Below are 25,521 nucleotides of genomic sequence, written 5' to 3' on the forward strand. Positions count from 1 at the left end.
AAAGCGCCGTGCGGGCCTTTGGCGTATGCGGACGTCGACGAATGCGGCGCGCTGAAGCCGGTTAATTCAACGCCATTCGCCAGCATCATTGACGAGGATCCATGAACGGTCTCGCCGAAAGCATTCTCGGTGGCATTGACAACATCGGTGAGGACTTCGTTCGCACCGTCTATATGCAGTTGGGCAATGCGATGGGCAACGTCTTCACCCTGATGTTGACCCTCTATGTCGTGTGGTGGGGCTACTCGATCTTGAGCGGGCGAGAGTCGATTTCGCCAATCGAAGCGGCCTATCGCCTCGGCCGCGCCGTCATCATCTATCTGCTGCTAACGGGATGGGGCACATTTTCCGCGACGATCTATCAGCTCGCGCAAAGCATTCCAGACGAGGTCGGCAAGGTGATCGTCGGCGCCGTGTCGCGGGCCACCGGCAACCAGCTCAGCGACCAGGCGGCAATTCCAGCGCTTATCGACAATCTCTACCAGGGGGCGCAGGACGTCGCCAATCAGGTCTACAGCGGATCCTTCTATGACATTTTTGGTGCGCTCTTGTCGCTGCTCGTTCTGCTGTCTGCCATCATCTTCGCAGCGCTTGCCATTGCCGCGATCATCGCCGCCAAAGTGATGTTGTTCATCACGCTCGCCTTGGCGCCGATATGGATCGTTCTTTGGCTTTACCGATGGTCCTCGCGCATGAGCGAAGGCTTCCTTTCGCTCACCACCTTTCTGATGATCCAGCAAGTCCTGATTTACGGCTTTCTCGGTTTCTACTTCTCGCTGGTCAATGCGGCGCTGAACACCGCCACGTCCGGCGGAGCGACCATGGATAGCAAAATGTCGCTGGTGCTGCCGCTGGTGCTGGTGACGATCATCGGGATCTACGTTCTCATGCAGATACCGTCGATTGCTTCGATCCTGAATGGCGGCGGCTATCTCAGCACCGTGGGAGCCCGGTACTCATATGGGACGTTCGGCAGGAATGCCGTGCGCTATTCCGGCGCGCGCTGGGCCGCCGGCCGTGCCGCTCGCGGCGCCCGGCAGCTCGCGGCAAACAGTTTTCGAGCTTCGCGAGCAGCGAGGGCGGACGACGCAACCCGGTCCGCTATCCAGCAAGGTGCGCGGGATAACTCCAGGCCTCTGGCCTAGAACACCAGAACGATCGCGGTGCTGGATCAGGATGCGGCGGGCAAACGAGGCAATAATAAAGTGGCAATTCCAGTGGAAACGGTTGCTGACAGCAGCAGCGAACTCGTCGACAAGCGCTATTACAGGGCGGGCGCGACCTGGGAAGACGACACGCACAGGTCAATGCGTCGATCGCGTACATTGGCATGGATCGTCAGTGGCGTTTCTGGACTGGTGGCGGTGTTGTCGCTGCTGGCGCTCGTGCTGATCCTGCCGCTCCGGCAGTTCGAACCGTATGTTGTGGAGGTCGACAAATCGACGGGCTACCTCGAGATCATGCGCGCGCTCAAGCCTGGAGATTTGTCCCAGAACGAAGCCGTCACGGCGGCCAATCTGGTACGCTACATCAGGGCCCGCGAAACCTACGATTCGCGTGAACTGAAACAGAATTACGACTTGGCGCAACTCTACTCCACCGACACGGCGTCCAAGGATTTGACATGGCTGTACACGCCTGCGAATCCTCAGTCGCTGGACAAGATCTATGGCCGCAATGCCACGATCTCGGTCGAGATCAAGTCGGTATCCCTGCTCAACCGCAACACAGCATCGGTGCGCTTCGCCACGACGACGCGGCGGGACAATTCTTCGACCGTCGACAATTGGGTCGCGGTGATAAAATTCCGCTACACCTCGACGCCGCTGAAGAACGAATGGCGCTTCGACAACCCGCTGGGATTTCAGGTTACGGATTATCGCCGCGACCAGGAATCGGCGCCGGCCGCAGGGAGCCTGCAATGAAATGGCGCGCGGGCCTCGCACTGTCGGCCGCCCTGCTGCTCGGCACGATCCACGCCGCGGCGGCACGCGACGGCCGGATCCGATATGTCACCTTCAATAACGACGACGTGACGTCGGTGCGCGCCGCTCTTGGCATTTCCACGATGGTCGAGCTCAGTCCGACCGAAGTCATCGAAACCGTGTCGGCTGGCGACACGAAAGGCTGGTCGATCATCCCCAAACGCGGATCGCGGTTTCTGTTCGTCAAGCCGCTGGAGCCCGATGCGTGGACCAACGTCAACGTGGTCACCAACCGGCGCGTCTATTCCCTGCTGCTGCAGGCGACTGACAATAGCCGTGACCGGGCATCCTTCCAGGTCCGGTTCAAATACCCGGACGAGGATATCAACGCGCGCCTGCTCTCACAGGCCAAGGAGAGCGCCGCCGATCCGGATTTGAAGGACCTGAACTATGCCGATCTCAATTACGACTACGCCTACAAGGGCGACGACAGCCTGAAGCCGCGCACCGTATTCGACGACGGCACCAAGGTGTTTCTGGAGTTCAAGGGCGACATTCCGGCGATCTTCGTTGTCGACGACAAGCGGCATGAGTCGCTGGTCAACGTTCGTACGCAGGGCAAATACACAATCATCGACAAGGTCGCGCGGCAATTCACCTTGCGGGCCGATGGCAAGACGCTCTGCCTCTACAACCGGGCGCGACCCAACCCTATCGACCCGGTCGAGCAGATCTACGGTCCAACGAAACTGACAGGCGGTTCCACCCTGTTCGGATCCAGCGGAGGGCGGTGATGACCCAGATCGATTATAACCAACTGGACGGCAGCCCGACAGTCGCGCGCCGTGGTGCGGGCGTGGGTACCAGGATCGCCCTGGTCGGCCTCGGCGTAGTGCTGGTAGGCGCGCTGATATGGCTGAACTGGCCCCGGGAGCCGGTATCGCGCGATCTTCGCAGCGATGGCGAGGAAAACTTCAACCCGCCCGAGTTTCGCCCGCCGGTGTTGAACGAACCCCCGCAACCTGCCGACGGCACGATCGACCAGATCGTGGTGCCGCCACCGGCCGTCGACCAGAACGGCACGCAACAAGCCGATAATGTCGATCAGACCGTACAGGAGGGCGCGGACCTTGATGCGCAGCGGCGCGCGCTGGAGGCGCAAATGGCGGCCGAGGAGGCTCGCCGCAAGGCCGAGGCGGAAGAAGCCCGCCGCAAGGCCGCGGCTGAGGACGAGGCTCGCCGCAAGGCTGAGGCCGCCGAGCATGAAAAAGCGGTGTGGGAACGCCTGCGGTCGAACCAGATGGTGACGAATGATCAAACCGGCTCGACGGATGCCGGTGCCCAGGCGGCACAGGTCGAAATCGCGGCCGACGGTCAGATCATCCCGGTTCCCGGGGCCGACAGTGATCCCAACAAGGCATTCCTGGCGCAGTCTGAGGCAAGTTCTTCCAGCATCGTCAAAGCCAAGGTTTTCCGACGCACCGATGCGTTGATCCCTGAAGGAACGATCATTCGTGGCTATTTGGAAACCGCGATCAACACCGACCTTCCCGGTGCCGTGCGCGCTGTCGTGCGTGAGGATGTCTTCTCGCTCGACGGCAGGCGGATCCTCATTCCGAAGGGCTCGCGCCTGACCGGAGAGTACCGCTCGGGGCTTGCGCGCGGTCAGAAGCGTGTTTTCATCGTCTGGAACAGGGTCATCCGCTCGGACGGCATTTCCGTCGATATCAAGTCGCCTGGGGCGGACGCGCTCGGGCGCGGTGGCATGGGCGGCCGTGTCGATACGCACTGGCTTGAACGATACGGTAACGCCATCATGCTTTCCGTCGTTGGCGGCGTCTCTGAATATCTGTCCTCGCTTGGCGACAGCAGCCAGGATGGACAACAGCGCCAGGTGTCGACGATTGATCCCATGACGGGCGAGACCACGACGGTAACTTATGGTGGCAATGGCTCGCAGCGCGACGTGCGCAGCATCGCGTTTGACAAGTCATCGACCGCCTTGCAACAACTTGCGCAAGAGGCGTTTCGCGACACGCAGAACATTGGCCCGACAGTCTACGTCGACCAGGGCACATCCATTGTCGTGCTGGTACGGCGAGATCTCGATTTCTCGGACTTGTACGCCGACCCCGTTCAGGAAGAACTGGCGCGCCTGAAGGCAGGTGCGCGGCCGAAGACGGCGATCGATCCGACGCCTCTCTACAGCACGCCCAAGGATCAGTTGTATCCCGGCTATGGGAGCCCAGTGAAATGAATGCCGTGCATCCCCTCCCCGATCCTTGGGCGAGAGCCCCGGTCCTGCGCGCTCATCTGGAACCGATATGGTCCTATTTGAACGAAGATGCGGTTTCCGAGATTGCGATCAACAGGCCGGGTGAATTGTTCATCGAACGCCTCGGCGCGAAGGAAATGGAGCACGTCGTCAAGCGCGAGGTCACACCTAGCTGGATTCGTAACATCTCGACCGGCGTCGCCTCGGCGACAAACCAGGTCATCAACGAAGAAAAGCCGGTCCTGTCGGCTGCTCTGCCTTCGGGTGAGCGCATCCAATGCATCTTGCCGCCCGCGGCTCCCGAAGGCGGGGCGATTTCGATTCGCAAGCAGGTCATCATGGATATGAGCCTTGCTGCCTACAACGATCTCGGCGCCTTTGAGCACACGGCGATGGGCGCCGGCTTGGCGCTTTCAACGGAAGAAAAGCGACTTGTCGAAATGCTGCACGACACGTCGCCGATGGACTTCCTGCAATATGCGGTGCGCAACCGGGTCTCGATCGTCGTTTCAGGCGGTACGTCGACCGGCAAGACGACGTTCTTGAATGCGCTCTTGAAGGAGATCCCGGCCCATGAACGGATCATCACAATCGAAGACACCCGCGAACTGAGGCTGCCGGCCCCCAACAACGTCACCCTGATAGCCTCGAAGGGCGACCAGGGGCTTGCCAAGGTCTCCGCGCAACAGCTGCTCGAGGCCTCGCTTCGCATGCGGCCCGACCGTCTGCTATTGGGCGAGTTGCGCGGCGCTGAAACCTTCGCGTTCCTCCAGGCGATCAACACCGGCCACCCGGGTTCACTCACGACCGTTCATGCCAATTCCGCGCGGTCCGCCTACGAGCGGCTGGCGCTGATGGTCATGCAGGGCAGTACGGGCCTCTCACGAAGCGAAATTCTCGACTATCTGCGCGAGGTCATTCCGGTGGTCGTTCAGATGGTCCGCACCGAAGGCGGACGGCGCGGCATCAGCGAGATCAAGTTCACCAAGGCGGAGACGATCTAGCGGGGGGCCCATCCATGCAGAAAATCGCAACAGCAATTTTCATGGCGCTCATGGCCATGGCCTTGGGCGCCCTGCTCTTCACGGTCGCCTATGCCGCGACAGATTGGTATCGGACCGGCTCACACTTCGTGTTCGACCAGCTGAACGCCAATCCGTTGCCGGTCGTTCGTCAGGCCTGGGCGGACACGATGGCGAGGAATTTTGGCCGGGTGCAATACGCCGTTGCAGCCGGAGCATTAGGGTTTCTTGCGCCCCTGGTCAGCCTATTTCTCATGCGCCCGAGAAAGCGCAATGACTCTCGCTTCATGACGATGAGCGACGTATCGAAAACCGGCCTGACGAAGGTGGGCGGCGTCTTCATCGGCCGAGCCGGCGGCAGGCTTGCCGAAATTCTGTCGCCCGGCCGCGATCGGCGCTCCGGCAAGATCCGCTTGAGGCAGCGCAAGCTGGTCGGCGGCAAGAAATTATGGATTGATGGCGATGATATCGGCGGCTTCGTCATAGGCCCGCCGCGCTCCGGTAAAGGCACGTCTCTCATCATACCGAACGCCCTCACCTGGCCGCATTCGCTCGTCGTTCTCGACCTGCGGGGCGAGACCTATGCGGCGACCGCCGGCTACCGCTCGACCATTAGCCGCGTGGTGCGTTTCGCGCCGGCTGATCCGGACGGCAATACCGCATGCTACAATCCCATGGACTTCATCTCGCTGGATTCGGCACAGCGCGACATCGACCTTCGCAACATCGCTGCGGCATTGTTTCCACGGCCTCCGTCCAACGCAGACCCGTACTGGGTCAACGATGCCCGCCTCCTTTTTACCGGCATCGCGTCCTACGTCATGGAATCGCCTGCGATCCCGAACGAGAAAAAGACCTTCGCCACAATCCTCGAGATCATGAACGGCGCCGACCAGCCGCTCCTGGAATTTCTCGGCTCGCTGCGCGAGGAACGCCGCCGCGAGTGTTCGCATTTTACGCTGCAAACCCTGTTGCCCTATTTCGAGATGTCTGAGCGGCAGTTTTCCGGAATCTACGCCGGCGTTCGCACCGGCATGGCCCCGTTTCTCAACGAGCGCCTGATGCGGGCTACGTCGCGCAGCACGTTCGATATTCGCAGGCTCAAGCGCGAGCGGATCTCGCTTTATCTCGACGTGCGGCGCGAGCAGATCACCTCGCTTGGACCGCTGTTCAACGTGCTGATTACGCAGATGATGAACTTCATGTCGGAAACCATGCCGCGTTCGGACGAACATCCGGTGCTTGTGCTGCTCGACGAGTTCCAGAACCTCGGCAAGCTCGAGAACGTGACAGAAATGGCGAGCGTGCTCGGCGGCAACGGCGTTTCGATGTGGTTTTTCGTGCAGTCGCTGAAGGCCGTAGACGAGATCTATCGCCAGGAAGGGCGCAAGACGCTCATCAACGCTGCTCGCGTGCAGATCTTTTTCGGTGCGCAGGACGCGGATGACCTGCGCTACGTTTCCGAGCAGCTCGGCGAAACGTCGGATGTGCAAAAGGACGTGACTCGCACCAAGGCAACGTTGTTCGACACTTATTACACGCGCTCGGAACACCGAAAGGAGGTGCGGCGGCCCCTCATGCGGCCGGATGAAATCCGTACGCTCGACAAGAACAAGGTCATCATATTGCCGCGCGGCGAACTGCCGATCCTTGGCACGCGCAATTTCTATTTCGCCGACGTCCAACTCGCCAAACGCGCGTTCATGCCCGTCCCCGCCTCTACCGACGTTTCGCGAACGAAAAGCCCTGCGTTGGGCTCCGCTGCGGCGGTTCCATCTCCTGCGATCCCGACGATTGTCCCGACCGCACCCGCGTACCGCTCAGGCCTCTTGCAAACGCGCCTGCGGCGCGGCGCGACATTTGCCGCAAAAGCGGGCCGTATAACTCCACCGCTGGGCCGGCGCGCAATCGTAAAAGAACGGCTGAAAGCAACAGACGCTACAGCCGTACCGGCTCATGCCACCATAGATTTTTCTGCTTTGGCGGCCAAAGCGGTGACGACACGCATAGCGCCCGAAAAAGAAGCGGCTGTTGCGGCGATCCTAAACAAGGTGCGGTCTCTTCGCGCCAACGCGTCCGACACCGAGGCTTTCGATCGAAATCTGATCATCGTCGAAGATGCTTTGCCTGATCTAGTTGATTAGCCAAGCAATACGGCGAGCCTCCCGCCCAACTATAATAGGCCGCATTCATGATGCCCCAGGCACCAGGTAAAGCGGTATCAGAGATATCGTCCGCCCCTGGACTTGCCCTCGCTCCCGCTACTCGTCGCTAGGCGGTTTCAGGAGATTCTTTCAGGTTCGCCAAAGCAGGAGCCGCAGCCCAGCAAAACCAAAGGCGATGGCTAAAACAGCTTCGATGCTTCGCCGCGCGCTCCGATATATCCTGACCATGGGTTGCGTGGAAAACACGACGGCATATCCACAAAAAATCGTCACGCTCAGCACCACACATCCTGCGAGAATGACGATTACGTCCATCGTCGAGGCATCCGGACCGAGCCCAAGTGTGACCAACGCTATCCAGGCCAAAATCGACTTGGGATTGCTAAGATGCATCAGCAAACCACGCATATAAAGTGCCAAGCCAGACACGGGCCGGTTGGCAATAGCGGTAGCCTTGTCGGGCTTGCCGGGTGTCAAAGCTCCCCTCGCCGCCTTGAACGCAAGCAAGAGCAGATAACAGCCCCCTAGAATTTTCAGAACGACGAGAGCCTGGGCATAGGTGGCTAGGAGAGCGGAAACACCGGTGGCGGCCATGACGCCCCAGAAAACCGACCCGGTGACAACGCCGGCGGACAGAGCGAGGGCAGCCTGGCGGCCTTGATGCATCGCGGTTCCCATGATCCGCATGGTGCTCGGGCCTGGGCTGCCGGCCGCGATAATATAGCCGGTATAGACGAGTAAGAAATGGCTGAGGTTATGGTCCATCACAGATCCTTCGGCAGACGAGGGCCCACTGGCTGCGCTTCATACGTTGAAAGTTGCGTTCAGGGCCTGCTTCAGGTCGTCAATGATGTCCTGAGGGTGCTCGAGCCCCACGGACATTCGCAGCAATCCGCCTGGCGCCTTAGACTTCGAACCCTCGACGGATGCGCGATGCTCGATCAGGGAGTGCGTCCCGCCGAGGCTTGTCGCCCGCACGACAAGCTTGAGGCGGCCGGCCACCGCCATCGCGGCATCAGTTCCACCTTCGACGATAAAGGAAAGCATCGCTCCGTAACCGCTCATTTGCCGCGTAGCCAGTTCGTGTCCCGGATCATCTTGCAGGCCCGGAAAAAGCACTTTCTCGACGCGTGGATGAGACGCCAAAGCCCCGGCAACCTTCTGGGCGCCTTCACAATGAGCGCGCATGCGAACCGGCAATGTCTGCAGCCCCCGCAATGCCAGCCAACAGTCGAAGGGTGCCGCGACGCTGCCCTTGTGTTTCTGGACCATCCGTAGCGGCCGTCCGAGTGGCGACGGTTGCGGGACAACAACGACGCCCGCCATCAGATCCGAGTGGCCGCCAATGTACTTTGTTGCCGAGTGCATGACCGCGTCCGCCCCAAGTTCAAGCGGCCGCTGAAGCACAGGCGTGGCCCACGTGTTGTCCACCACCGCCAAGGCACCGGCGTCATGGGCGATTTTGCAGATGGCCGAAATGTCGACTACGCGGATCATCGGGTTCGACGGCGTCTCGACCCACATGAGGCCAGTCCGCTCTGAGGTGACCGCGGCCCGCACCGCGTCCAGATCGCGCATGTCGACTGCGTGGAAGTCGAAGCGAGAGCCGATATCGGTTTCGTGGATCAGCGAGCGGATGCCAAAATACATATCGTCGGGAAGAACGATCCGTCCTGTCGAGGGGTGGCTCTCAAACACCGCAGTGATTGCGGCCATGCCAGACCCAAAGGCTATCCCTTCGTGTCCGCCTTCGAGCGCGGCCATCGCCGACTCGAATGCATTGCGCGTCGGGTTTGCATCGCGAGTGTACTCGAACCCAAACGGAAACGAGCCGTCGGCACCGCGCTCGAACGTCGTGCTGGTATGAAGCGGTAATGAAACCGCGCCCGTGGATGGATCGACAGCTCGACCGCTGTTGATTGCCTTCGTTTCAAAGCGCACTGGCTAGTTCCTCGGTTCAGACGCAGTTGCAATTTTGCGCGGGTCATTATATTGACCGTATGCGAAGCGAGAGCCGAAGTCAATATAATGACCGACACCCCGACACCTCTGGAGACCGAGCAGGCGCTCGGCCATGCGATTGCGATCCGGATTCAGGATCTGAGGCGCGACCAAAACCTCACGCTCGATCGATTGGCCAAACTGACCGGCCTGTCGAAAGGGACGGTTGTCGCGCTTGAGCAGGGTAAGGCAAACCCGAGCATCGGCATCCTTTGCCGTCTGGCGGCGGCGTTTTCGCTATCTGTCGCTGATTTGCTGAACGAGGCGCCCTCCACGGCCCCCGACCTGCCGATCGAACGGAGCGTGTCCAGGACGCTTTGGAAAAGCGCCAAAGGCAGCCGGGCACAGCTTCACGCATCGACCTCCGGACGCACGATGTTCGAACTCTGGAGCTGGGTCCTCATGCCGGGTGATGTGTTTGCCGCCGATGCACACAGTCCCGATACGCGCGAACTGCTCTCGGTTACCCAAGGCGCTCTTAAGGTCACGGTGGGCAGCCACGAGATCATTCTAAATGCAGGCGAGAATGCGCGCCTCGTTACGGATCGACCCCACTCTTATGCCGCGGCATCCGACGCGCCCGCCCACTTCTCGATGGCAGTTCTCGAGCGCGGCGGACATAGGGTTCCGGCACCCTCTTCGCAGGCAACGACGTCGCCCCTGGCTGTTTCGCCAAGACCTCGCTGACCACTGACAATTGCGTTTCACCAGGAGATTCCCCGTTGTACGTTCCTCCGCATTTCGCCGTGCCCGATCAGAATGCCCTCTTCGATCTTATCGAAAAACATCCGTTTGGTATCCTGATCACCCACAGCAACGGCTCCCTCGACGCGAACCATATCCCCTTCGAGCTCGACCGCTCAAAGGGCGACAAGGGTGTCCTCAATTGCCATGTCGCCCGTAAAAACCCGGTCTGGACGGAGGTTGCCAATGGCGATGAGGTCCTCGTCGTCTTCCGTGCGGCCGACGCCTACATCTCGCCGAACTGGTATCCAAGCAAACACGAATCCCATAAGCAGGTGCCGACCTGGAACTATCTCGTTGCCCACGCCCATGGTCGCATCACTGTCCGCGACGATGAGCGCTATGTGCGCCGCAACGTCGCGAAGCTCACTCACATGCACGAGGCCAACCAGCCGGCCCCGTGGAAGATGGGCGACGCGCCGAAGGATTTCATTGACACGATGACCAAAGCGATCGTCGCCCTGGAGATTGAGATCACCAGCTTGGTCGGAAAATTCAAGCTCAGCCAGAACAAAGAGCTGCGCGACATCCAGAACGCCGGCGAGACGCTGACTGCTCAAGGCGCTGTTGAAGTGGGACAGGCAATGCTCGCGGCCGCGGCGGCCAAATCCCAATAGCAACTATATTGTCCCGACAAAGCATAGGTGCTGGATTTCCCAACGGTGACCTTGAGAGACAAATGGAGAGACAAATGTTTCGGCTCGCCGGAAACGGGACCAGCATCTGACCACCCGCGATACGGCAGGTGGCAGATTACAATATGATGCCCGGCAATGACATGCGTGGCCCCTGATCCTGAACCTCCGAGGCACGAACGAGCCTCGGCGACATTTTGGTCCCCTGCACTCTGCCGCGTTCAAGAGGGTCGGTAAGCGATCTTTGCTCAGCGCTCGTAATCGTTATCATTCGAGCGCTGGGTCTTGCGGTCCTGCTCTTCAGCCTGATGAGCCTTCTGCTTTTTGGCATCCTTCTGCTTGGCTTTCATCTCCTGCTCGGTGCCGGTGCGCGGCTGCTCCGGCTGGCGGGCATCGTCCCGAGTTGGAAGGTCTCGCCCTCGCGCCTCGCGCTCGGGGATCGGCTCGCCACTACCACCAGCGCGACGCTGCTGCTGCCGCTCGAACTGCAGCCGCGCGAGACGGTCGTGCATCTTGTCGTTGACCTCTTCACGATACTGTTCGAACTGTCCTTGATGCGCCGGCGGCAGCGTCTCGCGCATGTTGTCCAGAGCCTGATTGACGCGGGCCATCTGACGCCGCATTTCCAAGGGGGGTTGCGCCATGTTCAAATCTCCTATCAGTGCATTCAATTCTCTCATACCGGGATGGGACAGGAAAGACTTCTGCCCAGATTGATCAGCTCCGCGATCCGCGGCAGGACCTGGCTGCCCCTCCCCTGTGCGGTCACGACGGAACTGCAGCAAATTGTTACCGATCGACTCCGCCGCCGAGAGAGCCTGACCGACTATGCCGGCAGTCCGCATCGTCGTCACAGTCTTCTGCCATGCGGCAGCGATTGAATCGCCGTTCACGACAAGCGATTGCCCATCCAAGCGGCGTTGCCGCTTTGCCTCCACTCGCTCGATCGTCCTGGCGCTGACCTGGTAGCGCGGATCGCTCTGGGCGCGGCTATATGCTCCGGCATGCTCCTTCGTGAATGGCCGCGTCATCGCATGATCCATGCGTCGCGTCGCCACCATCGCGATGCCGTTCTCGCGTGCTTTTTCCGCAAAGGTCTCGCGCCAGGCTGCGAGATCCGGCTTGTAGAATTTCAGGCGTTCGCCGTCGGCTGACCGTGCCTGCACCATCGCGTGGATATGGACGTGCTTGGTGTCTTTGTGATGCGCCAGGACGAACTTGTATCCTGGCGCGCGCTCCTCCATCACGGCGCGCGCCGCGGCCATGACGGCGTTGGCATCGGTTCCGGCCCTTGCCGAAAAAAGCAGGTGATAGGCATTGCGGCGTTCACGCCCCGAAAACTGCGGGCGCCATTGTTCGTAGACCGAAGCCGCCGCCTTGGTGGCATTCTTCGCCCCGGGCACAGGCTCGCCATTTGCGTGGCGGACGTGGCTGTGGGTGCGGATGAATTTTTGCAAAAAGTATTTCGCTTTGGGTTCACGGCTCACCGCCGCCATTACCTCTGCCTTGGCGACCACCCCCGCCGCGCCCGTAGCCTCAGACAAACGCGCCTCGATCTTGTCGAGCGCCTTGCTGCGCGAATTTTCCCGACCGCCGGCAAGCACCTTGGCAAGCGGTCCGGCCCGCTCATCGGTATGCGCGTAAACCTCCACCGTCTGTCCGTCCTGTGCATAGATGAACGGTTTTGCGCCGAAGGCCTCGTTCAACGCCTCGCTCAAGGCGGCACCGGTGACCTCGCCAGCGAGCTCGAAACGAACCTCGATAAAATTGGTGTTTTCCAGGGGCGGTTCGAACGTCTCGCAAAACGTTTCCAGGAACGCCTTTCGCGCGCCGCCTGTCGCAAGGACCTGCCCATCCTCGTCGAAGATATCGATGTCGTGTTTCTCGCCTTTTTCGTCCTCGCGCTTTCCGATGTAATTGAGCAGCCGGGCGGCGGCTTCCTTGGTTGATGGCGGATTCGGCATGACCTTGAACACAGCAGGCTGCGCGCCCGCCGCATAGCCTGCCCGTGCCGCGACGGCGCGCGCCTGATAGGCCACCCGCGCCGCTCGTCCAGTACCGCTCGGGCGACCCGCGCCGCGGCCGCCGCCGCCCCGCCGCTTCCAGTCTTCCTCCTCCTCTTCCGGCCGGAAACCGGCGAGTGTGGCGCCATAGACCGTGATCGGCGCGCTAGCGGCCTTGGGGGAGGTCGCAGCGGCAGTGGACTTCCAAGCCCCGCTGGACATGGAGCTCCCCGCCGCTCCTGTCCCTCCCGGCGAAGAACGAGCGGCGTTTCTGCCGCCCCCTAGCGTCGAGCCGGCTTGTCCGTGCCCGAGGCGCCCGCCGCCACCCGTCCGCCCATAGCTCTCCACCGGCTGGAATTCGCCCGCTTCGCGTCCGGCGCTCGTCGCGGACTTGTCGTCGTCCAGCTCCTCACGCTGCACGCCGGCCTCGCCCCGCAGATAGCGTTCGATTTCGGCCGCGTAGCCAGCAAGACGGCCGCTCATGGCCCGGCCTCCCTCGCCTTACGAGACCCGCAAGTCATCGTTTTCAATTCCTCGCGAAACTGCCGCACCAGGTCGCCCACGGCGATCAGCGCCTGCTCAAGATCCTCATCCTGGGCAACTCGGCCGTCGTTTATGGCGCGCACGGCCTGATTGAAATTGACGCCGAGACGCCGCAGCTGATCGGTCATGTCCACGATCGCCGGCCGCAAGGCCTCTGATGCGACAGGCAGGTGCCCGGCTTCAGCCCACACCAGACGCCGGACGACCTCGCTGACGGTTGCGCACTCCCGCTCCGCAATGGCTTTTAGGCTGGCCAGTTCGTCAGCCGAAAACCGGATGTGCGTCACCTCGCCATAGCGTCGTGACGCGCTCTTCACCGCTGGTTTCTGGGCGTCTGCATCCATCTCTCAAGCCCGCTTGCGGGCGCTAAGGCCCGACAGGGCCGCGCCGCCTATTTGTGTGTATCACAAAATAGGCTATCCTGCCAACAAGGAAGGGAGAAGGAAAAAGCCGACGATGCTTTCCCTCCCACCCAGTTGTCATTGGCAGGTCTGGTCACAATGTTCTCACCGTCATTTGATGCGATGTGTCTATGATGCGTTGACAACTTGTTTCCATGTTAACATGGAAACATCAGCCCTCTGATACGCAAGCCGGAATGCGCAGTCGATGGGCCACCGGACCTGATAGCAGCTGCGCAAAAACTGCACCTTTAGCGAGCCCTTATCGATGCGCGCCTGGGTTGCCAAACCGGTTCTCCCCGTCGACAATGGCTCCCCAACAAGGAAGGGGGAAGGAAAAAGCCGACGATGCTTTCCCTCCCACCCAGTTGTCATTGGCAGGTCCGGTCACAATGTTCTCACCGTCATTTGATGCGATGTGTCTATGATGCGTTGACAACTTGTTTCCAAGTTAACATGGAAACATCACGTAGTCGGAAAAGCGTAGTCGGAAAGCGCAGTCGATGGGCCACCGGACCCCTTCTTTCCTGAAGACAGCTGCTGCGCAAAAACTGCACTTTAGCGAGCCCTTATCGATGCGCGCCTGGGTTGCCAAACCGGTCTTCCCCGTCGACAATGTCACATGTTGCGACCGTGATTTCGTTTCATGTGTCCATGATGACTTGTTTCCATGTTGACATGGAAACAAGGAGACAACGCCGGAAGGAGGCCCCCATGATCATCTCCGCTGCGATCCCAAAGGGCGGCACTGGAAAATCGACGATGCTGCGCACCCTCGCATCCGTCGCGCTGCATCGGGGCTATTCGGTCACTCTAATCGACGGCGACCGGCGGCAGAACATGAACCGCTGGTTCCAGATGCTGGGCGAAGCTGGCAATCGTCCTGACAGGCTCACGATGGTGAGCGCGATGACGCCGCAGGAAATCCTTCGCGCGGCAGCCACTCACAACGGAGAACGCTCCGTCGTCTTGATCGATACGGAAGGCACCACAAACGATAACCTCATGGCCGGGCTCTTCGCCGCCGACATTGTCGTCGTGCCAGTCTATTTTGCGCTGGACGATGTGACCGCCGCCATCCAGATCACCGACCACTACATCCCGCTGGCGGTCGAGAGCCGGGGTAGACCGCTGCCTGCGATATTCGTGCTGACCAAGCAGACCATCATCGATGGCAGGGCGCGAGCCCTGACCGAACTGCGCGCAATCATCCAGGCCAACGGCACGCGTATTGCAGAACACGTCCTGCACAATCGCGTTGCCTACCGCGACCTTCAGACCGGGCAGACCCTTTACAGCTCCGAGGTGCCTGACGCGAAGGCGGTTGCCGAGAGCGAAGGGCTCTTCGACGATCTTCTGCAAACCTTCATCGAAGCCACGAGGAACGCGGCATGAGTGAAAGAACCGCACCGAAACCCGGTGACGACAAGAAGGCCCGCATGATGAAGGCGATCTCCACGCAGCCGCCAGCGCTGCCGAGCCTGTTCATTTCATCAGCGAAAATCGAGGGGCAGAAGCTGGAGCCAAATGCCGGATCGGCCACGTCGAAGACGCCCGAGCCGGCATCGAGTGCAACGCCTGACTTTCGCAAGCTGCTGCGGCAGGGTCAGAAAAAGGACCCTATCGCCGGAAAGAAGATACGCGAGGAGGAGATGATCCGCTGCGGTTACTACCTGACGGCTGCGGAGCAGCGGCAGTTCAAGTTGCTGGCGATCAGCAACGGGCACAGCATGACCGAACTGCTGCGAAAGGCCGTGCAGGATTATATCCGCATACATAAGCACAAACTGCCGAACGAATAATCGGCGGTTTTGGAGTCGCTCTCGCATGCCGTGACGGGTGATGTTCGTGGCTTCTTTGCAACGTGCAAAAAAAAAGGGCCCGCGACGGAACACTCCGTCGCGGGCCCTGAGATGTGTAGCCTACTTGGGTTGGTTGAGGTGTTTCAGCACCTGGCCGAGGATTGTGTCTCGCACCGGACGCCCGCTGGCTGCCGCTTTGTCGTCGACCAGCTTTGCGGCCAGTTTGGGCGACAGCGGGATGAAGTCGTAGCCGTGTGAGATGGCTGCGCGGTGAAGATCCTCAAGCGTTTCGAACGCGCGATCGTGGGTGCCGAGCCAAAGACCGGGCTCGTCGGTTTCTTCGTGCGGGAACGCTTGCAGAAAGTAGGTCCGAAGTGGTGGATCGTAGCCGATGACAGCGTCTGGGTCCGAGCGGCCCTGTCCGGTGATGGTGCCAGTGACAGTGATGGTGTAGCGGCTCATTGCAACCTCCTTTTGCCGGTGGGGAGCCGGCCCCTTGCGGGGCCGGCCACCGATGCCTCACTGGGGGTTGTTCCAGAGGATGACCTTCTTGTTTTCCTCGCCACCCGGGGCGGGAGCGAGATTGCCGAAGATCACGCCGATCTCGGGGGCTTCCAGCTTGACCGAGAGGTACTCCTCGCCCGAGCGCTGGGAGATGCGATGCCAGCCGGCTCCGATCTCGAAGCCCGTGCGCTTGTTGACGATCCGGTAGTCGGGGGCGTCCTCGCGCGACTTGTTGGTGTTCGGGATCAGGGTGATCGGGGCGTTGACCCGGAGCGTGGCGAAGACGCCTTCCATCGAGCCGTCGGCCTTGGTGGTGAGGTTTGCGATCGTGGTGGCCATGGTAGTTCTCCTTCGGTTGCATCGGGACCATTCCCGATGGCGCCAAAGGAGAGGGCCGTCCTGCTGCGGTCATCTCGGCGAAAATTCTGGAAAATTCTATTTGCCGAAAAATTGCGGGCAGGCGAAGTTCCTGCCCGCAGACAAAAACAGAAATCGAATTTTCCTGAATATTCGCCGCGTGTACCCCCAACGGGGGTTGACCGCACAAAGCAGGCGGTCGTCTACAAAGGCGACATGAAACGGGAATGGCCCCGGATGCGACCGAAGGAGAAGAACTCAGGCCACCATCGCTAGATCGCCGACGCAACGCTGGCGGATCGCAGGAACATGCTGCAGCCTCTCGGGTCATATCGTCGGCATTGCCAACACATCGAACAGCAGCCCGGCGCGTGACCGCCTTGCGTTTCGGTATGGCGGCATAGCGGTTTCGAGATCGGGGCCGGCTGGCAGCGGCCTTCACGCCCCTCGGGGGACGATACCGCGCAGTCAGGTTGGATGACCCGGCAAGCCAGGATGTTGTTCGGCACGCTTGCACCCGCTTCAGAGGCGAGAAAAGATGATCATCCGCACAAGCCCTGCGGCTCTGCGCGTGGACCGGTTTCGAAAGGGGCCGGCTCCGTCCGCACATACAAGTGGACTAGGCGGCGAGGAGCCGGATCAACATATCTGATTGAACCCGCCGGGCTGTCGGCGGGACCGCATCCATCATCCTGGCAACGTTAGACGCTCCTCCGGCATCATGCGGGCTTCGGCTTGGCGGCGAATGTCCGAACCGGCATGGCGGAGCATGGCGCACCAGTCCTCCACATTGTACGTCGTCGCCATCCGGCCCCTGGCCAGATCGTAAATGACGCACGGCTTGTTCGCCATGGCGAGCCGAAGCACGTTGACGGCCGTGCCGGGTGATGCGCCGTCCCAGACCATCATGCCAAAGTCGGCGCGCCGCGCCATCTCCCGGTCCTTGGCGGCGTCGTACCAAGATCCATGAGTGCCTCCAGGTGACGGGACATGGTAGGCGGCCCAGTCGCCCAGATTGTTGTGGGGCTCCTTGCCGGCATGGAAGACCCCGACATGCTCGTACTTATAGCCCGCGAGCAGGCCCTGCGCCTCGGCATCGGCTCCCGACGCGTCGCCAACCAGCACGCCGTGCTCGGCAGCAACGATTGCGCCGATGCGAGCGATGGCAGGTTCCGGCAGCTCGAATATCTCACGTGATCCACCTATGAATATCATCGACATCGTGACTTTCCCTTCTCTCCCGCGTCCCCCGCCCCGCGCCGGCCACCCTCTCCCTCTGGCCCTGCGCGAGGGATCGTCACCCGAAGGCCGAGACGGCAAAGCCGGCTCGGGAAGCGGCGGGACGCCGCGACGAGAGCCCGGCCGGCCGCAGGCCGGCGCGCCCGGATCCTGCAGCTGCCGGAGGCGCTACGCGCATCATCTGGCTAGTGGCGCTATGCGCTTGGAGCTACGGGCCTTTGTCGGCCAGCCAGAGACTCACGTCCTGGATCGAGCGCATGGCTGCGAAAAGAGAACGTCAATCCAGACGGCTGACGCGGCGGCCCTCGCTGCGCGCTTCGATAAAGGCGCCTGCGATCTTCATCATGAATGCCTTGCTGAAACGACCGAGGGGCTTACCGTCGGATTCGATGTACCAGGAGCGTTCGGCAATATCGTAGTTGTATTCGTCAACCACGATCCAGCAGCGTTTGAGATCGGTCAGACCGGCGCGGCGGCACTCGATAGCGGAGACTTCCAAACCGACCCGATCGCTGGTCGGTGGCTGGGTGTTATCGCCAGGAGCGCGAGATGGGTCAGGCCATCTCTTGCGCCGCGGATAGTGATGACCACGCAGGTCGGCCGGCTCTTGCGGCCTTCCGTTTCGCCGCGCTCGTGTTGCCATGCCCAAAGATACGGGTAGGAGATCACCTGACCAGGCAGAAATCTACCGCTCATCATCGTATCCTTCCCCGCGCGCCAATCGATCGATCTCGGCGGCGAAGAGTTCCGTGTGTTCCTCCGGCATCTCGGAGACATGGTATGCGCGGCGGGGATCGCCGCCGATGCGCATCCGTTCGTAGTGCTCGTAGCTCATCAGCACGAACCGGGGTTTCCGGTGCTTGGTGAGAATAACGGGTTCGCGGCTGGCAACGTCGGTGACGTCGCCAACCTGCTTGTTGAGATCTCCGGTCGTGAACTGGCGCATGGCTGGCCTCCTTATCGATCTCCATATTATCTGGATTTTCTGGATTTGCAAGAAAACGGCGCTCACGCGCCGCCTTCCGCGAACCGCCAGACGGGGATGCCTAGCCGACGCGCCTTGTCGGCAAGGTTCTCGGTAATGCCGGAGCCGGGAAAGACGATCAGGCCGTAAGGCACCACCGAGAGAAGCTGGTCGTTGCGGCGGAACGGAGCCGCCTTGGCGTGCCGGGTCCAATCCGGCTTGAAGGCGATCTGGGTGACCTTGCGGTTCTCGGCCCAGCAGGCGGCAATACGCTCAGCGCCGCGCGGGCTGCCGCCGTGGAGCAGAACCATGTCGGGATGCTTGTCGCGGGCCATGTCGAGCGCCTCCCAGATCCGGTCGTGATCGTTGCAGTCGAGGCCGCCGGCGAAGGCGATCTTGGTGCCGGCCGGGACGAGCACCTCGGTTTCGGCGTGGCGGCGGGCGGCGAGGAAATCTCTGGAGTCGATCACCGCCGCTGTCATCGCCTGGTGGCTGACCTTGGAGCCGGTGCGCGGCCGCCATGCCGATCCGGTCTGCGCCTCGTATAGGTCGGCGGTCTCATCGCGCATGATTTCGAGCACATTGCGGCGCTCGATATAGCTGATGCCTTCCGCGGTCAGCCGCTCCAGCTCGACGGACTTTACCTCCGATCCGTCCTGCTCCTGCTGACTCGAGCGCTGCGCCTCCTCATTGCGGTCGAGGCTGCGGGCGACGCGCTCGGCGGCACGATGGAAGACGTTTGCGAAGGACCAGAGCAGGTCGTCGAGATCGGGTTCGAGCCTGGTGTCGCCAAGCATGCCGGCGAAGGTCTCGACGATCCCGGCGAGGCCGGCCCGGATCACTTCGTCGTCGGGAAGTGGCCGAGGATCAGGTTCGTCCTGATGCGGGCGATGGCCGTACATCTGCAGTTCGAGGATGACGCGGTCGGTCGGCGAGGAGGCGTGGTAGGGCTCGTAGGCGTCGTCGAGAGGAAGCTCGTAGGTCATGGCGTGTCTCCGTCGGTTATGGCCGCGCCTATCGCGGCCTGACAGCGCATCCCGGCCGCGCGCCGGGCGCGGCCGCACCGAAGGCCGGAGCGCGAGCGGAGGACGGCGCAGCCGTTGCGGCCGTGACCGGGGGTGGCAGGGGTCGCCTCTCAGGCAGGCCGCGGGCGCGGCTTCTCCGGTGGACCGCCGCCATGTCTGCAGGCTGTCCGGCGACGCCGCGCCGGCCCGCGTGCCGGCCCGACCCATTCATCCGGGCGGCAGGAAGAGACGGGCATCCTCCGGGACGAGCTGGTCACTGAGCCATGCTGTGAGATGGGCCGGGCCGAGATGACGCAGGTCGTCGTTGAAATCGCCGAGCTGCGGCCGCAACACCAGGGCGAGGATCCCGGCTTGGCCGGCTCGCTGGCTGAGACGCTCGATGCCGTGCCGGCCGGCGGCATCGGCATCGGCCGCGATATAGAGGCGACGGCAGCCAAGCGGGAAGGTCAGGCCGGCGAGGTGATTGGCCGAAGTGGCGGCGGCAACCGGCAGCGCCGGCATCACCACCTTAAGCGACGCCATCGTCTCGAACCCCTCGCCGGCGGCCATGACCGAGACGGGCGCACCGGGCTGGTGGCCAAGCCAGATGCCGTTGCCAAGGAGATTCCCCAGCGAACGGCGTGGATCCGCGAGTTGCGCCTTGCCCTGACCCGAAGGATCAAGCCAGGTGCGTTGTAGGCCGGTGATACGCCCGTCGAGGCTGGTGACAGCGGCAATGAGCGCAGGTAGGGTCTGCGTCTCGCCCGTCACGAGATCCCTGCAGTAGCAGCCGGGATGGAAGCGCACGGCACGCTCATGCGCGGAAAGCAGGATGCCGCGGCCGGCGAGGTATCGTTCGGCCAACGTGCCGGCGATCGGCTGCGACATGGCGAACAGGCGACGCGCCGCGTCAGGCGAGCCGGGTGCCGCGGCAGGCTGGCGTTGCGCGCCAGGAGCGTGGGGCGGTGGCAGCGGCACGGAGAGGAAGCGACGCGCTTCATCCGCGACGTCACGGAAATCAACAAGACCGCAGCTTTCTCGGATGACATCGAGCAGATCGCCAAACTCAGACGTCGCCTCGTCGACCCACCTACCCGCCGGGCCTTTCGCGTTGGCTTTCAGCCGCACATGCATGGAACGGCCGCGCGTGTTGCGGACATCGCCGACCATCCAGTAATTGCCGGAGCGATGGCCGTTGGAGAGATATTCGCGGCACACCGCCTCGGCATGATCGCCAAGGCGGCGTGCCAGCTCTGAGGCCGAGCCGGTCATCATCCCCTCCCTTAAGCCGCCGAGGTGCGGTCGGTGACGCCAACCAGCGTATGGCGGTCGAGGAGCGCGGCGAGGATGGCAGACCCTTGCGCGGACGTCGGGATGAACAGCCGGAGCTTCCAGGAGATGATCTCGGAGATCAGCCCCAGCGCCTTCAGCCGCGGAACCATGGCGTCGGTGAAGCCGATCAATTCGACACGGTAGTCGTTCATGACGCGGCCGCGGCGCAGAATCAGGCCATCGGCGAGTTGCAGTCCGATCCGTCCGTCGACAAGCCCGGTCCAGGCATCTTCCGGCGCGAGCTTGGGTACATCGTCGAGCCCCAGATTGCGGAACATGGTGGCGACAAGCGTCGGGGCGATGTGACGCCCGATGATGCGTTCGCCGGCATCGGTCTGGATCCGATAGACCTGACAATCATGGTCTGGCAACCGCCGCCAGATCGGCAACAGCAGACCCGTCACGATGTGGAAAGTGCTGGTGGTGAACTCCGGGACGGCGTCGATTTCTGCCTGCCAAAGCTCGCGGAACAGGTTTCGGTCGGTCGGCTGCCAGTGGGTTTCGGCAAGGGCGTCGAGACCGAAGCGCAGCTCGTCGGTCGGCCGCAGCAGCCGCACGCGGTGTTCTATCGTGCCGTCGTCGAGCATCAAGCTCGCCGTCGGCAGCCGGATCGCCGCACGGCTGGACCGGGCGTTCACCAGCAGAACCGATTGGGGCTCCGCCCGGACGATGGCCAGCGCGTCGACCAGGCCGAGCGGCCGGATACGGTCCTTGCGCGCGACGGTCAGCACATGCGACTGCGCGCCCGAGACTGGGTGCGCGTAGACGGTGCGGCGACCGGTGACGACGATGCTCTCCGCCGTGATGGTCTCCAGGCCCTTGTCGTAGTTGCCGGCGGCGATGGCGCCTTCTATTCTTCCCGCCATCAGCTGCTCGAACACCTCGAACAGCAGATTCTGGGTTTCGATGCGCAGCGCGAGCAGGCGGTTGAGCCAGGTCGTGATCGGCGGCAGTTCATCGCGCAGGCCGCCCTCCTCGGTGGTCAGCGACAGCCCAGTTACCGCTTCGAAGGTCGTGAGTGAGCAGCCCTCGATCTTGCCCTGGTGCAACAGCATATAGAACTGGCGGAGGGCCGCGCGGCCGTAGGGACTTTCCAGATTGTCTTCGGCACGAAACAGACCTGCCCCACCGGTCTGGCGCTGGCCGCGCGTGATCGCGCCGAGTGTGTCGAGCCGGCGTGCAATCGTCGACAGGAACCTTTTGCCGGCCTTTACATTGGCGGCCATGGGCCGGAACAAAGGTGGCTGCGCCTGATTGGTGCGGTGGGTCCGACCGAGCCCCTGGATGGCGTTATCGGCACGCCAGCCGGCCTCGAGCAGATAGTGTTTGCGCAGCCTCTGGTTCTTCACCCCAAGATCGGCATGATAGGAGCGGCCGGTGCCGCCGGCATCCGAAAAGATCAGAACGCTCCTGTCGTCATCCATAAAGCTTTGCGTCTCGGCGAGGTTGGCCGAGCCCGGGCGGTTTTCCACGGCCAGCCGGTCGATACCGTCGCCACCAGTCTTCCTCACGATGCGCCGCGAGCGGCCGGTCACCTCGGCAACGGTGTCGGTGCCGAAGTGATGGATGATCTGGTCAAGTGCACTGCCGACCGGTGGCAAAGTGGCGAGCCGCTCGATCATCTCGTCGCGCCGGCGAACAGCCTCCCGGCATTGAACCGGGTTGCCATCTTCGTCGTGGACAGGCCGCGAATAGACGTTGCCCTCCGCGTCCGAATATTCCTCGAACAATTGGGTGGGGAAGGAGTGCATCAAGTACCCGCCGACGTACTCGCGCGGCGTGACGTCGACATGCAGGTCCGACCATTCCTCGGTTGGGATCTCGGCAAGGCGTCGTTCCATCAGCGCCTCGCCGGTCGAAACGATCTGGATGACCGCAGCATGCCCGTCGACACGGTCCTGTTCGATCGCGCCGATCAGCGTCGGCGTCATCATCGAGGTGATCAAATGCGAGAAAAAACGTTGCTTGGTACTTTCAAAGGCTGAGCGCGCCGCCGATTTGGCGTTGCGGTTCAGCGTGCCGGACTCACTGGTGATGTTGGTCGCCTCGAGTGCGGCGGTCAGGTTGTTGTGGATGACCTGGAAGGCGTCCGCATAGGCGTTGTAGATGCGGATCTGCTCCTCGGACAGCTCGTGCTCGAGGAGGTCATATTCGACCCCGTCATAAGAAAGCGAACGCGCCGCATAGAGGCCGAGCGACTTGAGATCGCGGGCGAGCACTTCCATCGCCGCGACACCGCCGTCCTCGATCGCGGCGACGAATTCGGCGCGGTTGGCGAAGGGAAAATCCTCGCTGCCCCAAATGCCGAGACGCTGCGCATAGGCCAGGTTCTCGACGGCGGTCGCACCGGTCGCGGAGACGTAGACAACGCGGGCATCGGGCAGCGCGTGCTGCAGCCGCAGGCCCGCCCTGCCTTGTTGCGAGGGCGCGACGTCGCCACGCTCACTTTTGCCGCCAGCGGCGTTAGCCATGGCGTGGGCCTCGTCAAAGACGATGACGCCATCGAAAGATTTTTTCGCCCCCGACGGGTTTTCTCCAATCCCTGTCTGGCTTTCTTTAATCCCTGTCTGGCTTTCGGGCCTCCCCGCCAAGTTTCCTCTGTTCCCCGTCGGGCCTTCGTCCCTCCTCGCCTCTTGGCCGACCCAGTCGAGTATCTGGGCGATCCGGGATTTCTTGCCCTCCCGCTCTTGCGAGCGCAGGGTCGCGTAGGTCGTGAACAGGATGCCCTCGGCAAGGCGGATCGGCGTGCCCTGCCGATAGCGCGAGAGTGGCTGCACGAGAAGTTTTTCCTGGCCGAGTGCTGCCCAATCGCGCTGGGCGTCTTCCAGCAATTTGTCCGACTTGGAAATCCAGATCGCACGGCGGCGGCCCTGTAGCCAATTGTCGAGGATGATGCCGGCGACCTGCCGTCCCTTGCCGCAGCCGGTTCCGTCACCCAAAAACCATCCGCGGCGGAAGCGGACCGCGTTCTCAGCACCTTCTGGCGCGGCGGAGACGACATCGCAGGTCTCGTCAACAGTCCAGGCGCCGGTGAGATGGCCGCAATGGGCTTCGCCGGCATAGATGACGCTTTCGAGTTGGGCGTCTGACAGCAGGCCCTCGTCGATGATCGCATCAGGAAGAAGCGGCCGATAGGAAGACTTTGGCGGCGCGACGGCGGCCATTGCGGCCGACTGCACGAGCGACGTCGGATGCGGTTTCGCGCGGGGAATGTCAATCGACTGGAGCGCATAGGGTTCGTAGATCGTGTCGGTGAGCCGGCCGCCCTCCTCCGGCATCCAGTCGCGCAGCTCATAGGCGAGGGGGACAGCCGGCGTGCTGTTTGCCATGACCTGGCGGGCGGGCTTCGCCCGCGCAGTCGGGCGGACCGATTGGATGGCCTTCGGAGCAGCCGTTGAGGCACCGAGGGGTGCGGCTCTCGCTCCCGATTGGGCACCCATGTGCATGGCGGCATTGCGCACGATGCCGTTGGACAATGTACCGGTCGAGTTCGGAAAGCCGCCCGGTGTCCGGGGCGGAAGATCCGTGATCCAGGAGAGCAGCGTTTCGACATCCGTGGCCTTGCCCGGCGAGCCGGAGAAGCTGGTTGGGTCGTTAGCAGGAACTTTGTCGATGATGGTCAAGCGGGTCTCAGCCGTCGTCCCATGGCGGGCGTAGACACGGCCGTCGATCGCTGCGGTGAAGACGGTGGTGCCCTGCTGCTGCAACCGTTCGAAGGCCGGCCGCCATTTGGAGTTTTCGGGAGACAGCCCGGAGCCGGTGACGGCAACGAGGCGTCCGCCCGGAAGCAGGCGTGCGAATGCGGAAGAGAGGTGCCGCCATGCGGCATCGGCGACATGGCCGTCGACATATGCGCCGACGCTGAAGGGTGGATTCATCAGCACGACGGACGGCTCCATGGCCGCGTCGAGATAATCGTCGATATGGGCGGCGTCGTGCCGCGAGACGGGAACGCGCGGGAACAGAAGGCCGAGGAGATCGGCGCGTGTCGCTGAAAGCTCGTTGAGAGCGATCGAGGCGCGCGCCATCTCGGCATGGACGGCGAGCAGACCGGTGCCGGCCGAGGGTTCGAGAACGAGGTCGCAAGATGAGATCGCCGCGGCGTGCGCCGTGACGAAGGCCAGCGGCAAGGGCGTGGAGAGCTGCTGCATGGCCTGGCTCTCGTCGGACCGTCGCGTATGAGTGGGAAGAAATTCGGCGATGCGCTTCATCATCGCCAGCGTCGCCTGCGGCGTGGTGGACCGGGACAGGATCGCTGCTCCGAACCGGCGCAGAAACAGCACCTGGGCGGTTTCGAGCGCCTCATAGGCGTCTTTCCAGACCCAGAACCCTTGCGCATCGCTGCCGCCAAAACTTGTCGTCATGGTGGTGCGCAGTTCCGCAGTGGTGACAGACTTGCCCTGCTCGAGGAAAGGCAGAAGCCGCATTGCCGCCTGATAGATCGCCTGGGCGTTGTTGATGGGGACGTGCCTCGGCGCGTCGAGGGGAGCGGCAGCTGTGGTCGAAACGATGTTCATGGAGATGTCCTTCGCGAGAGGGGAGAGGCGCCCGCGCCGACACTCTCTGCGCGCCAGCCGGGCCGCATTCCTCCCGGCTCCCCTCTGC

The 25,521-nt window shown here is 62.3% G+C and carries 21 protein-coding genes and 1 pseudogene; 10 read left to right on the forward strand and 12 right to left on the reverse strand.

Annotation, left to right across the window (positions count from 1 at the left end):
- Positions 1-101: 101 nt before the first annotated feature.
- The 6 genes from NKI08_RS29650 to NKI08_RS29675 are packed head-to-tail and all read left to right on the forward strand — an operon-like array spanning position 102 to position 7,366.
- Positions 102-1,145, forward strand: a complete 1,044-nt coding sequence (locus NKI08_RS29650; RefSeq protein WP_352774517.1) for a TrbL/VirB6 family protein — start codon at positions 102-104, stop codon at positions 1,143-1,145.
- A gap of 18 nt (positions 1,146-1,163) precedes the next feature.
- Entirely contained in the window at positions 1,164-1,925 is a 762-nt protein-coding gene (locus NKI08_RS29655; protein ID WP_352468903.1) for a VirB8 family type IV secretion system protein, read from the forward strand.
- Positions 1,922-2,719: a TrbG/VirB9 family P-type conjugative transfer protein gene (locus tag NKI08_RS29660; RefSeq protein WP_352774519.1), complete on the forward strand. Its 798-nt coding sequence runs from the start codon at positions 1,922-1,924 to the stop codon at positions 2,717-2,719. The genes NKI08_RS29655 and NKI08_RS29660 overlap by 4 nt, the downstream gene beginning before the upstream one ends.
- A complete protein-coding gene (gene virB10 / locus NKI08_RS29665) occupies positions 2,719-4,182 on the forward strand; it encodes a type IV secretion system protein VirB10 (RefSeq protein ID WP_352774521.1) in 1,464 nt (487 codons plus the stop codon). Before NKI08_RS29660 ends, virB10 begins: the two co-directional genes overlap by 1 nt.
- On the forward strand, positions 4,179-5,204 hold the full coding sequence (gene virB11 / locus NKI08_RS29670; RefSeq protein ID WP_352774523.1) for a P-type DNA transfer ATPase VirB11: 1,026 nt from the start codon (positions 4,179-4,181) through the stop codon (positions 5,202-5,204). Before virB10 ends, virB11 begins: the two co-directional genes overlap by 4 nt.
- Positions 5,205-5,218: 14 nt before the next feature.
- The gene (locus NKI08_RS29675; RefSeq protein WP_352774525.1) at positions 5,219-7,366 is read left to right on the forward strand and encodes a type IV secretory system conjugative DNA transfer family protein; all 2,148 of its coding nucleotides are present in this window, start codon (positions 5,219-5,221) and stop codon (positions 7,364-7,366) included.
- 150 nt (positions 7,367-7,516) lie between these two features.
- Here the strand turns inward: NKI08_RS29675 and NKI08_RS29680 are convergent, their stop codons facing one another.
- Both NKI08_RS29680 and NKI08_RS29685 read right to left on the reverse strand, forming a co-directional pair.
- Positions 7,517-8,152: a LysE family translocator gene (locus tag NKI08_RS29680; RefSeq protein ID WP_352774527.1), complete on the reverse strand. Its 636-nt coding sequence runs from the start codon at positions 8,150-8,152 to the stop codon at positions 7,517-7,519.
- Between the two features lie 39 nt (positions 8,153-8,191).
- Positions 8,192-9,328, reverse strand: coding sequence for a trans-sulfuration enzyme family protein (locus NKI08_RS29685; RefSeq protein WP_352774529.1), 1,137 nt, complete (start codon positions 9,326-9,328; stop codon positions 8,192-8,194).
- Between the two features lie 87 nt (positions 9,329-9,415).
- On the opposite strand from NKI08_RS29685, the gene NKI08_RS29690 reads away from it, so the two are divergent.
- Positions 9,416-10,075: a helix-turn-helix domain-containing protein gene (locus NKI08_RS29690; protein ID WP_352774531.1), complete on the forward strand. Its 660-nt coding sequence runs from the start codon at positions 9,416-9,418 to the stop codon at positions 10,073-10,075.
- A 35-nt stretch (positions 10,076-10,110) separates the two neighbouring features.
- Positions 10,111-10,749 (forward strand): FMN-binding negative transcriptional regulator, encoded by a 639-nt coding sequence (locus tag NKI08_RS29695; protein WP_352774533.1) that lies wholly within the window; start codon positions 10,111-10,113, stop codon positions 10,747-10,749.
- A 266-nt stretch (positions 10,750-11,015) separates the two neighbouring features.
- Here the strand turns inward: NKI08_RS29695 and NKI08_RS29700 are convergent, their stop codons facing one another.
- Both NKI08_RS29700 and NKI08_RS29705 read right to left on the reverse strand, forming a co-directional pair.
- Entirely contained in the window at positions 11,016-13,253 is a 2,238-nt protein-coding gene (locus NKI08_RS29700; RefSeq protein ID WP_352774534.1) for a relaxase/mobilization nuclease domain-containing protein, read from the reverse strand.
- Positions 13,250-13,657 carry a hypothetical protein gene (locus NKI08_RS29705; RefSeq protein ID WP_352774536.1) on the reverse strand — a complete coding sequence of 136 codons (408 nt, stop codon included), beginning with the start codon at positions 13,655-13,657 and terminating at the stop codon, positions 13,250-13,252. The genes NKI08_RS29700 and NKI08_RS29705 overlap by 4 nt, the downstream gene beginning before the upstream one ends.
- Positions 13,658-14,428: 771 nt before the next feature.
- Between NKI08_RS29705 and NKI08_RS29710 the strand changes: the two genes are divergently transcribed.
- Both NKI08_RS29710 and NKI08_RS29715 read left to right on the forward strand, forming a co-directional pair.
- Positions 14,429-15,109 (forward strand): nucleotide-binding protein, encoded by a 681-nt coding sequence (locus NKI08_RS29710; RefSeq protein WP_352774538.1) that lies wholly within the window; start codon positions 14,429-14,431, stop codon positions 15,107-15,109.
- A 44-nt stretch (positions 15,110-15,153) separates the two neighbouring features.
- Positions 15,154-15,516 (forward strand): hypothetical protein, encoded by a 363-nt coding sequence (locus NKI08_RS29715; protein WP_352774540.1) that lies wholly within the window; start codon positions 15,154-15,156, stop codon positions 15,514-15,516.
- A 120-nt stretch (positions 15,517-15,636) separates the two neighbouring features.
- On the opposite strand, the gene NKI08_RS29720 is transcribed toward NKI08_RS29715, so the two are convergent.
- The 8 genes and pseudogenes from NKI08_RS29720 to NKI08_RS29755 form a co-directional block, all read right to left on the reverse strand.
- Complete coding sequence (locus NKI08_RS29720) at positions 15,637-15,978, reverse strand: hypothetical protein (RefSeq protein ID WP_352774541.1); 342 nt, start codon at positions 15,976-15,978, stop codon at positions 15,637-15,639.
- Between the two features lie 57 nt (positions 15,979-16,035).
- Positions 16,036-16,359: a DUF736 domain-containing protein gene (locus tag NKI08_RS29725; RefSeq protein WP_006205585.1), complete on the reverse strand. Its 324-nt coding sequence runs from the start codon at positions 16,357-16,359 to the stop codon at positions 16,036-16,038.
- A gap of 705 nt (positions 16,360-17,064) precedes the next feature.
- On the reverse strand, positions 17,065-17,598 hold the full coding sequence (locus NKI08_RS29730; RefSeq protein WP_352774543.1) for a hypothetical protein: 534 nt from the start codon (positions 17,596-17,598) through the stop codon (positions 17,065-17,067).
- A gap of 295 nt (positions 17,599-17,893) precedes the next feature.
- A pseudogene (locus tag NKI08_RS29735) lies at positions 17,894-18,312 on the reverse strand (hypothetical protein).
- Complete coding sequence (locus NKI08_RS29740) at positions 18,302-18,562, reverse strand: type II toxin-antitoxin system prevent-host-death family antitoxin (protein ID WP_057143280.1); 261 nt, start codon at positions 18,560-18,562, stop codon at positions 18,302-18,304. The pseudogene NKI08_RS29735 and the gene NKI08_RS29740 overlap by 11 nt, the downstream one beginning before the upstream one ends.
- A 62-nt stretch (positions 18,563-18,624) precedes the next feature.
- Entirely contained in the window at positions 18,625-19,566 is a 942-nt protein-coding gene (locus NKI08_RS29745) for a DUF2493 domain-containing protein (RefSeq protein ID WP_352774545.1), read from the reverse strand.
- Positions 19,567-19,812: 246 nt separating this feature from the next.
- Positions 19,813-20,856, reverse strand: a complete 1,044-nt coding sequence (locus NKI08_RS29750; protein ID WP_352774547.1) for a DUF7146 domain-containing protein — start codon at positions 20,854-20,856, stop codon at positions 19,813-19,815.
- A gap of 11 nt (positions 20,857-20,867) precedes the next feature.
- The gene (locus NKI08_RS29755) at positions 20,868-25,433 is read right to left on the reverse strand and encodes a strawberry notch-like NTP hydrolase domain-containing protein (protein ID WP_352774549.1); all 4,566 of its coding nucleotides are present in this window, start codon (positions 25,431-25,433) and stop codon (positions 20,868-20,870) included.
- Positions 25,434-25,521: the final 88 nt, after the last annotated feature.

The sequence above is a fragment of the Mesorhizobium sp. M0768 genome (genome assembly GCF_040320195.1).
Classification (GTDB): Bacteria; Pseudomonadota; Alphaproteobacteria; order Rhizobiales; family Rhizobiaceae; genus Mesorhizobium.

What these genes read in the sequence shown, in the direction of transcription:
- NKI08_RS29750 (WP_352774547.1), bottom strand. Translation starts at nt 20,856, where the DNA reads ATGACCGGCTCGGCCTCAGAGCTGGCACGCCGCCTTGGCGATCATGCC.
- NKI08_RS29745 (WP_352774545.1), bottom strand. Translation starts at nt 19,566, where the DNA reads ATGACCTACGAGCTTCCTCTCGACGACGCCTACGAGCCCTACCACGCC.
- NKI08_RS29690 (WP_352774531.1), top strand. Translation starts at nt 9,416, where the DNA reads ATGACCGACACCCCGACACCTCTGGAGACCGAGCAGGCGCTCGGCCAT.
- NKI08_RS29710 (WP_352774538.1), top strand. Translation starts at nt 14,429, where the DNA reads ATGATCATCTCCGCTGCGATCCCAAAGGGCGGCACTGGAAAATCGACG.
- NKI08_RS29720 (WP_352774541.1), bottom strand. Translation starts at nt 15,978, where the DNA reads ATGAGCCGCTACACCATCACTGTCACTGGCACCATCACCGGACAGGGC.
- NKI08_RS29650 (WP_352774517.1), top strand. Translation starts at nt 102, where the DNA reads ATGAACGGTCTCGCCGAAAGCATTCTCGGTGGCATTGACAACATCGGT.
- NKI08_RS29700 (WP_352774534.1), bottom strand. Translation starts at nt 13,253, where the DNA reads ATGAGCGGCCGTCTTGCTGGCTACGCGGCCGAAATCGAACGCTATCTG.
- virB10 (WP_352774521.1), top strand. Translation starts at nt 2,719, where the DNA reads ATGACCCAGATCGATTATAACCAACTGGACGGCAGCCCGACAGTCGCG.
- NKI08_RS29675 (WP_352774525.1), top strand. Translation starts at nt 5,219, where the DNA reads ATGCAGAAAATCGCAACAGCAATTTTCATGGCGCTCATGGCCATGGCC.
- NKI08_RS29680 (WP_352774527.1), bottom strand. Translation starts at nt 8,152, where the DNA reads ATGGACCATAACCTCAGCCATTTCTTACTCGTCTATACCGGCTATATT.
- NKI08_RS29730 (WP_352774543.1), bottom strand. Translation starts at nt 17,598, where the DNA reads ATGTCGATGATATTCATAGGTGGATCACGTGAGATATTCGAGCTGCCG.
- NKI08_RS29755 (WP_352774549.1), bottom strand. Translation starts at nt 25,433, where the DNA reads ATGAACATCGTTTCGACCACAGCTGCCGCTCCCCTCGACGCGCCGAGG.
- NKI08_RS29715 (WP_352774540.1), top strand. Translation starts at nt 15,154, where the DNA reads ATGATGAAGGCGATCTCCACGCAGCCGCCAGCGCTGCCGAGCCTGTTC.
- NKI08_RS29705 (WP_352774536.1), bottom strand. Translation starts at nt 13,657, where the DNA reads ATGGATGCAGACGCCCAGAAACCAGCGGTGAAGAGCGCGTCACGACGC.
- NKI08_RS29740 (WP_057143280.1), bottom strand. Translation starts at nt 18,562, where the DNA reads ATGCGCCAGTTCACGACCGGAGATCTCAACAAGCAGGTTGGCGACGTC.
- NKI08_RS29725 (WP_006205585.1), bottom strand. Translation starts at nt 16,359, where the DNA reads ATGGCCACCACGATCGCAAACCTCACCACCAAGGCCGACGGCTCGATG.
- NKI08_RS29660 (WP_352774519.1), top strand. Translation starts at nt 1,922, where the DNA reads ATGAAATGGCGCGCGGGCCTCGCACTGTCGGCCGCCCTGCTGCTCGGC.
- virB11 (WP_352774523.1), top strand. Translation starts at nt 4,179, where the DNA reads ATGAATGCCGTGCATCCCCTCCCCGATCCTTGGGCGAGAGCCCCGGTC.